This is a genomic window from Yoonia sp. (assembly GCF_046498525.1).
Lineage (GTDB): Bacteria > Pseudomonadota > Alphaproteobacteria > Rhodobacterales > Rhodobacteraceae > Yoonia.
The window spans coordinates 1-7,561 of the sequence record NZ_JAWOAN010000076.1 but is presented as its reverse complement, the minus strand read 5'-3'; the positions used below and the strand labels follow the sequence as shown (position 1 = coordinate 7,561).

Genomic DNA, 7,561 nt, shown 5'->3' with positions numbered 1-7,561 from the left:
CCCATGTCCGTCGTCACACGCTTCGCCCCGTCACCCACCGGCGCCCTGCACATCGGTGGTGCGCGCACCGCCTTGTTCAACTGGCTTTATGCGCGTGGACACGGCGGCAAGTTCCTGCTGCGGATCGAAGATACCGACAAGGCACGCTCGACCGATGCCAACAGGCAGGCGATCCTTGATGGTCTGACGTGGCTGGGCCTTGATTGGGACGGTGCGCCATTGAGCCAAGCCGCTAACGCGGGCCGCCATGCCGAAGTTGCCTATGCGTTGCTGGCAAAAGGTGCGGCCTACAAGTGTTTTAGCACGCAAGACGAAATTGAGGCCTTCCGCGAAAAGGCCCGCGCCGAGAAAACATCGACGCTTTTCCAGTCGCCTTGGCGCGACGTGGCAGAAGCCGAATACCCCGACGCGCCCTATGTGGTGCGTATCAAAGCGCCACGTGACGGCAAAACGACATTACATGACGCCGTGCAGGGCGACGTGACGTGGTCCAACGACCAGATCGACGACATGATCTTGCTACGCTCGGACGGCACGCCGGTTTACATGCTGGCTGTTGTGGTGGACGATCACGATATGGGCGTCACCCATATCATCCGTGGCGACGACCACCTTGCCAACGCCTTCCGGCAGAACCTGATTTATGAAGCGATGGGCTGGTACAAGCCCGTGCTGGCGCACATCCCGCTGATCTACGGACCAGACGGCAAAAAACTGTCCAAACGGCACGGTGCGACCGGCGCGGCCGAGTATCAAGCGCTGGGATACCCAGCAGCAGGTATGCGCAACTATCTGGCGCGTCTGGGCTGGAGCCATGGAGACGATGAATTCTTTACCGATGCACAGGCCAAAGAATGGTTTGATCTGGATGGAATCGGCAAGTCTCCGGCACGGTTCGACTTTAAAAAACTGGAAAATATCTGTGGCCAGCACATTGCAGTCGCAGACGATGCTGGATTGCTGCAGGAATTACAGGGTTTTCTTGCTGCAACCGGTGCCGATCCGCTTACGGAAACACAACGCGACGGGATGTTACAGGCGATGTACTGCCTCAAAGAGCGCGCCAAGACTTTCCCGGAACTCATTGATAAGGCGCACTTTGTGCTTGCCCGGCGTCCCATTGTGCCTGACGAGAAAGCGGCGGCGCAACTCACTGATGTATCCCGTGGTATACTGAAGGAATTGACGCCGCAGTTGCAAAATGCTAGCTGGACAAAAGACATATTGGAAGGGATCGTTGCATCCACTGCCGAAGCTCATGACATGAAATTAGGCAAGCTGGCCGGGCCATTGCGCGCGGCGCTCGCGGGACGCGCGGTTTCACCCAGTGTGTTCGATATGATGTTGGTTCTGGGGCAGGATGAAACGATCGCCCGCCTGCAAGATGCCAGTGGCTGAAATTTGTTCGTTACGAATAGCAGCTAACCGGATACTAACGACGAATGATGCCGCTGCGCCGTTTACCGGACGCAGGACCGAGAGGGAATAAATATGGCCGAAAATACTGATACCGCAAAGCTGACGCTCAAGGGCAAAACATATGATTTGCCCGTGCACTCGCCCACTGGCGGACCTGACGTCATTGATATTCGCAAGCTCTATGCGCAAGCCGACGTGTTCACCTACGACCCCGGTTTTACCTCGACTGCGGCTTGCGACAGCACCATCACCTTTATCGACGGGGAAGAAGGTGTGTTGCTGCACCGTGGTTATCCGATCGACCAACTCGCGTCGCAATCGCACTATCTCGAAGTCTGCTATCTGCTGCTTTACGGTGAGCTTCCGTCCGCAGAAGAACTGGAAAAATTCGAATCTCTCGTGACCAACCACACGATGATCCACGAGCAAATGCACAACTTCTTCCGCGGGTTCCGCCGTGATGCGCACCCTATGGCCACAATGGTCGGTGTTGTCGGTGCGATGTCGGCTTTCTACCACGATTCCACCGACATCAACGACCCGCACCAACGCGAGGTCGCGACGATCCGTTTGATCGCCAAGATGCCGACTGTTGCAGCTATGGCCTATAAATACTCCATCGGTCAGCCGTTTGTGTATCCGCGCAACGATCTCGATTATGCTGCAAACTTCCTGCACATGTGCTTTGCGGTGCCCGCAGCGGAATACCACGTCAACCCCATCCTGAGCCGCGCGATGGACCGGGTTTTCACGCTTCATGCCGATCACGAACAAAACGCCTCGACCTCGACCGTGCGTTTGGCATCGTCATCCGGTGCGAACCCGTTTGCCTGTATCGCTGCGGGCATCGCCTGCCTGTGGGGTCCGGCCCATGGTGGCGCAAATCAGGCGTGCCTTGAAATGCTCAAGGAAATTGGGACCGTTGACCGTATTCCAGAGTTCATCGCCCGCGCCAAGGACAAGAACGACAGCTACCGTTTGATGGGTTTCGGACACCGCGTTTACAAAAACTTCGACCCGCGCGCGACCGTGATGAAGGAAAGCGCCGACGAGGTGCTGGAATTGCTCGGCGTTGACAACAACCCCGTCCTGCAGGTCGCGAAGGAATTGGAAAAGCAGGCGCTAGCCGACCCGTACTTCGCCGACAAGAAACTGTTCCCTAACGTAGACTTTTATTCCGGCATCATCCTCGAGGCGATGGGTTTCCCGACCTCCATGTTCACGCCGATTTTCGCCGTGGCACGCACAGTGGGCTGGATTTCGCAGTGGTCCGAGCAACTTGCCGATCCACAACTGAAAATCGGTCGTCCGCGCCAACTTTATCTCGGCGAGATGAAGCGCGATTACGTCGATATTGAAAAACGTTAATCGATCAGGGCCACCTTCGGGTGGCCCTTTTCATGCGGTTCAGCGGCCTTCAAAAACTGCCGTACGTTTCTCAAGGAACGCAACGACGCCTTCCTGAAAATCGCGCGTCTTACCGCAGCGCCCCTGTAACTTCGCCTCAAATGCCAGTTGTTCGTCCAGCGAATTTTCGAACGACCCGCGGATCGCTTTCTTCAGTTGGCGATAGGCGACTGTCGGCCCCTGTGCAAGATGCGCGGCGCGCCCCTGCACATGCTCAAGGAAAGTCGCTGCAGGTGCAGTTTCATAGATCATGCCCCAGTCACAGGCCTGCTGCGCAGTAATCTTGTCGGCAAACAGCGCGGCCCCCATTGCCTTGGCCGTACCCATCTGGCGGGGCAGCCAATAGGTGCCTCCTGCATCCGGGATCAGACCGATACGCGTGAAAGCCTGAATAAAATACGCCTCTTCGGACGCGATCACCACATCGGCCGCCAAAGCAAGGTTCGCCCCTGCCCCCGCCGCCGGCCCGTTCACGGCAGCAATCGTCGGCACACGGCAATCAAAGATTGCCTTCAACATCGGCTTGTATTCGTCGCGCAGGGTCCGTTCAAGATCAAGCGAAGCGGCATTGCCACCATCGCCAAGGTCTTGCCCGGAACAAAACGCCTTGCCGGCGCCGGTCATGACAATGACCCGCGCGTCCTTCTCTGCGGCTTTGACGGCATGCGTAATCTCGGCGCGCATCTGCGTGTTGAGCGCGTTCATCATGTCGGGACGGTTGAGGGTGATCACCGCGACAGAGTTACGGATGACAAGATTGATGGCCTGATAGTCCATGCGCGGAGTCCTTTTGAAAGCTTCGCGCTACAGTAGTGAACTGATCAGTTTAGGAAAGCCCTACCGGACATCACAAACGCAGAATTTTCTCGAGTTCCGCTTCTTCTGCATCTGAAAGGCTCTCGGGTGCCTCTCGCTTGGTGCGAATTGTGGACCAACCGACGCCCAGTGCGATAATCAGCAACGCTGGCGCGGCAAGCCAGAGGATCAGATTTGTACCACTGGCGTCAGGGCGCAGCATGACGAATTCGCCATAGCGCGACACCATGAAGTCCAGAGCCTCTTGGTCGGTATCCCCCGCAACCATGCGTTCACGCAGCACGATGCGCAGTTCCTGCGACAAAGCCGCGTTGCTTTCATCAATGCTCTCATTGCGGCACACCGGGCAGCGCAGCTCTTGCGAAAGGGTCCGCGCTCGCTCTTCCAGAACTGGATCATCCAGCATTTCCTTGGGGTCCACTGCCCATAGAGGCGACGCCAAAAGCATAAGGATAAAGACCAACCGCTTCATTCCGCAGGCACCGCATTTGGTGTTTTTCTGGCCGAGGCCGCACCGATGCGCAAGCGCCGGTCCGAGAGCGAGAAACAGCCGCCAAGCGCCATCAGGATCGCCCCGCCCCAGATCCAGTTCGCGAACGGTTTGAGATAAACACGCACTGCCCAACCGCCGTTTTCCTGCGGATCACCGACGACCACATAAATGTCACGGGCGACGCCATTGATGATTGCCGCCTCGGTCGTTGGCATGTTCGCCACGGGGTAGAACCGTTTTTCGGGGTGCAGATCGCCGACCTGACTATCGCCCCGCCAGACAGAGATATCAGCCATCGTTGTCAGATAATTGGGGCCTTGCAATTGGTTTACACCATCCAGACGGAACTCGAACTGGCCTACGTTCCACGCATCCCCGATTTGCGCCACACGGATATCTTCCTTTTCCCACGCAAGCATCGCGGCGATCCCGAAGATCGTCACACCCATGCCAATATGCGCTGTCGCCTTGCCCCAATCAGCGCGCGGAAGCCGACCTATCCGGCGCAATCTATCCAGCACACCATCACGTCCACTACGCATCCACAGATCGGCTATGGCACCACCGACGACCCAGACGCCCAATGCCACGCCCACGGGCCCAAGCGCGGAATTACCACTTTGGACCGCATAGGCGAGCGCGGCCATGGCAATCGCCAGAACCAGCCAGCCGATCAACGATTTCGACGCACGCGCCAGGGTCCCCCGCTTCCAGGCCAGGATTGATCCCAACGGCAAGGCAATCGCCAGAGCGACCATGAACGGGGTGAACGCCGCATCGAAGAACGGTGGACCAACGGACAGTGTACGGTCGAACAGCAACTCCGACACCAGTGGCCAAATCGTGCCTATGAACACGACGAAACAGCTGACCGACAATAGGATATTGTTCAGGATCAGCCCGCTTTCACGGCTGACAGTCGAAAACACACCTTTCGATTCCAACGCACCTGCGCGGAATGCAAATAGCGTCAGCGCACCGCCAAGGAAAATAGCCAGAATAATCAGGATCAGCATCCCCCGCTCAGGATCGTTGGCAAAGGCGTGCACAGACGTCAGCACACCCGAACGGACGATAAACGCACCGAGCAACGAGAACCCGAAAGCCATGATCGCCAGAAGGATCGTCCAGCTTTTCAAGGCTTCACGTTTTTCCACCACGATGGCAGAGTGCAGCAACGCCGTTGCAATAAGCCAAGGCATGAATGACGCGTTCTCGACCGGATCCCAGAACCAGAAACCGCCCCAACCCAGTTCGTAATAGGCCCACCAAGAACCAAGGGCGATGCCCACGGTCAGAAACATCCACGCCGCCAGCGTCCACGGCCGGACCCACCGCCCCCACGCCGCATCAACGCGCCCTTCGATCAAGGCGGCGATTGCAAACGAAAACGCCATGCTCAGCCCGACATAACCAAGATAGAGGAACGGTGGATGAAACGCCAAGCCGGGGTCTTGCAACAGCGGGTTCAGGTCCCGACCGTTCAGTGGCGGGACTTCAAGGCGCAAAAACGGGTTGGATGTGAACAGGACAAAGGCAAAGAACGCCACGCCAATCGACGCCTGCACCGCCAGCACACGCGCCCGTAACCGTGTCGGCAAACCGTCGCCGAACCATGCCGCACAGGCACCGAACAACGTCAGAATCACCATCCACAGCAGCATCGAACCTTCATGGTTGCCCCAGACGCCGGTGATCTTGTAGATCATCGGCTTATCGGTATGGGAGTTCAAGTAAACGAGCTGCAGCGAAAAATCGGACGTCACAAACGCCCACGTCAGCACCGCAAAGGAAAACGCCGTCAGCAGGAACTGCACTGTCGCCGCAGGTTCGGCGATCGCCATCCAACCTGCGTTACCACGATGTGCGCCTACCATCGGCACGATCATCTGGATGATGGCAATGCCAAAAGCCAGAATCAAAGCGAAATGTCCAAGTTCTATCAACATGTGGTCAGCATAGCCGATACATTCCAAAGGCAACATACCTGACTGCTCACTTTTACGGTACATTTTGGCGCACCTTTAAATCGCCAACCCGCCTTGCATTGCATAGGTGACGCCCGCCATCAAAAGCCCGCCAATCACCAGCCTGACCAGCCATTTCAGAGTATCCTCGATTGCGCCAAGTCGGGCCGCTACATTGGCCCGATGCACATCATCCACCGCGTTGCGCATTTCCAAAGCGATGATGCGGCGTTCAAGCTGCCCGCTGCTTTCAGTCTGCATTGGCTGCCTGCCAGTCTTGCAACGCGGGGTTCGTGGAATGGCTCGCTAGTTTTTCGGGCGCAATTTGCGTCGCGGCAAGGCTCATCGCGACAGAGCGTTGAAAATCCTGTGTTTTCGTCTGATGCCGCGCACCAAAGTAGAAACTGACAATCGCCCCCATCAACCACCAAAGCGGCTCGGGAACGATCGCCAGCCCCTCCATCCCCTGTCGGAACTGATCGGGCCGTTGCATTGCCATGACAAACAGCCAGATCGTGCCCAACGCCAGCGCCGGACGCGGCAAACGGTTCAGCCCATCGACCAACCGGTCGAACAAGCCGCGGCGCGGATGCACGAACTCTGCCGCAAACTGCGCAAGGCTGTCGCCCCGCGCCTCTGCCGCACGCACCGCGCCCTTTTCGGTATTTTCACGAAACACCTGCGCGGTCTCGGCCACAACATTGCGCCCGTCCCCGAAAAGGAACGTCATGATCCCAGATATCAGACCCATTTTGCCACCCTCGCCCGGTGTTCGGCATCCGTCAGGTGATAGCGGGCCGATACAAAGTCTTCGGCACGCCTGATCCAGCCCCCTTTGCCGCCGTCCCGCCTGCGGGCATATTTGCGGCTGGCGGGGCGACGCTCTGCCAGATCATAGTAATACGCGCGTCGCGCAATGCCGTAGGCATCGACCAGATGATCGGGTGCGGCCTGCATTGCCTGCTTGGCCGCAGCAATCGTTTCGGGGCCGATCACACCGTCCACAGTGACCGTGATCCGCATTTCGATCAGCAATCGTTGCAGGATTTTCACCGCATTGGCGCCGGAGTTCACATACATGTCGAATACACTGGCCTGCAGTGGCGCGGGCAACCGGTCAATGCGCGGGGCGCGAAAGTAGTGTTCCACGAAAATCGACACCGCATGCGCCCGCGTCAGGACACGGACATCCCCATCATCGACACGCCCGTCCTGCGTCAGATCAAGCCCCAAGCGCCGCATGGTATGGATCGTCACACCATATTTGGTGGAACCGCCGGGGTCGTCGGCATCGTTTACATAGCCGCCTTCGCGGGCAATAATCTCTTGGGCAATTTGGGTCACGGTCTGCATCTTCACCCCTTCCATACGGTCGGGGCAAAGCCTGCAGTCTATTGGTTAATTGGTCGCGACAGCATCGTCCGGCTCAACGTAGACGCCCTGCGCCTTCAGCGCGTCG

The 7,561-nt window shown here is 57.8% G+C and carries 8 protein-coding genes; 2 read left to right on the top strand and 6 right to left on the bottom strand.

The genetic code is table 11. The features are described from left to right. Nucleotides 1-3 precede the first annotated feature (3 nt). Both gltX and R6T97_RS05020 read left to right on the top strand, forming a co-directional pair. Entirely contained in the window at nt 4-1,398 is a 1,395-nt protein-coding gene (gene gltX / locus R6T97_RS05025; RefSeq protein ID WP_410348206.1) for a glutamate--tRNA ligase, read from the top strand. A gap of 93 nt (nt 1,399-1,491) precedes the next feature. After that, complete coding sequence (locus R6T97_RS05020) at nt 1,492-2,787, top strand: citrate synthase (RefSeq protein ID WP_410348204.1); 1,296 nt, start codon at nt 1,492-1,494, stop codon at nt 2,785-2,787. Between the two features lie 39 nt (nt 2,788-2,826). On the opposite strand, the gene R6T97_RS05015 is transcribed toward R6T97_RS05020, so the two are convergent. The 6 genes from R6T97_RS05015 to R6T97_RS04990 all read right to left on the bottom strand — a co-directional run bounded on the left by R6T97_RS05015 (nt 2,827) and on the right by R6T97_RS04990 (nt 7,455). After that, nucleotides 2,827-3,603, bottom strand: coding sequence for an enoyl-CoA hydratase-related protein (locus tag R6T97_RS05015; protein WP_410348203.1), 777 nt, complete (start codon nt 3,601-3,603; stop codon nt 2,827-2,829). Nucleotides 3,604-3,673: 70 nt separating this feature from the next. After that, nucleotides 3,674-4,114, bottom strand: a complete 441-nt coding sequence (locus R6T97_RS05010; protein ID WP_410348202.1) for a cytochrome c-type biogenesis protein CcmH — start codon at nt 4,112-4,114, stop codon at nt 3,674-3,676. Then, entirely contained in the window at nt 4,111-6,084 is a 1,974-nt protein-coding gene (locus R6T97_RS05005) for a heme lyase CcmF/NrfE family subunit (protein ID WP_410348205.1), read from the bottom strand. The genes R6T97_RS05010 and R6T97_RS05005 overlap by 4 nt, the downstream gene beginning before the upstream one ends. A gap of 75 nt (nt 6,085-6,159) precedes the next feature. Continuing rightward, nucleotides 6,160-6,363, bottom strand: a complete 204-nt coding sequence (locus R6T97_RS05000; RefSeq protein ID WP_410348201.1) for a pseudouridine synthase — start codon at nt 6,361-6,363, stop codon at nt 6,160-6,162. After that, nucleotides 6,353-6,853: a holin family protein gene (locus R6T97_RS04995; RefSeq protein WP_410348200.1), complete on the bottom strand. Its 501-nt coding sequence runs from the start codon at nt 6,851-6,853 to the stop codon at nt 6,353-6,355. Before R6T97_RS04995 ends, R6T97_RS05000 begins: the two co-directional genes overlap by 11 nt. Continuing rightward, nucleotides 6,844-7,455 (bottom strand): holin-associated N-acetylmuramidase, encoded by a 612-nt coding sequence (locus R6T97_RS04990; protein ID WP_410348199.1) that lies wholly within the window; start codon nt 7,453-7,455, stop codon nt 6,844-6,846. Before R6T97_RS04990 ends, R6T97_RS04995 begins: the two co-directional genes overlap by 10 nt. Nucleotides 7,456-7,561: the final 106 nt, after the last annotated feature.

Bases quoted from the DNA above. Each gene is read 5' to 3' on its own strand.
- R6T97_RS04995 (WP_410348200.1), bottom strand. From the start codon at position 6,853: ATGGGTCTGATATCTGGGATCATGACGTTCCTTTTCGGGGACGGGCGC.
- R6T97_RS05000 (WP_410348201.1), bottom strand. From the start codon at position 6,363: ATGCAGACTGAAAGCAGCGGGCAGCTTGAACGCCGCATCATCGCTTTG.
- R6T97_RS05015 (WP_410348203.1), bottom strand. From the start codon at position 3,603: ATGGACTATCAGGCCATCAATCTTGTCATCCGTAACTCTGTCGCGGTG.
- R6T97_RS05020 (WP_410348204.1), top strand. From the start codon at position 1,492: ATGGCCGAAAATACTGATACCGCAAAGCTGACGCTCAAGGGCAAAACA.
- R6T97_RS05005 (WP_410348205.1), bottom strand. From the start codon at position 6,084: ATGTTGATAGAACTTGGACATTTCGCTTTGATTCTGGCTTTTGGCATT.
- gltX (WP_410348206.1), top strand. From the start codon at position 4: ATGTCCGTCGTCACACGCTTCGCCCCGTCACCCACCGGCGCCCTGCAC.
- R6T97_RS05010 (WP_410348202.1), bottom strand. From the start codon at position 4,114: ATGAAGCGGTTGGTCTTTATCCTTATGCTTTTGGCGTCGCCTCTATGG.
- R6T97_RS04990 (WP_410348199.1), bottom strand. From the start codon at position 7,455: ATGCAGACCGTGACCCAAATTGCCCAAGAGATTATTGCCCGCGAAGGC.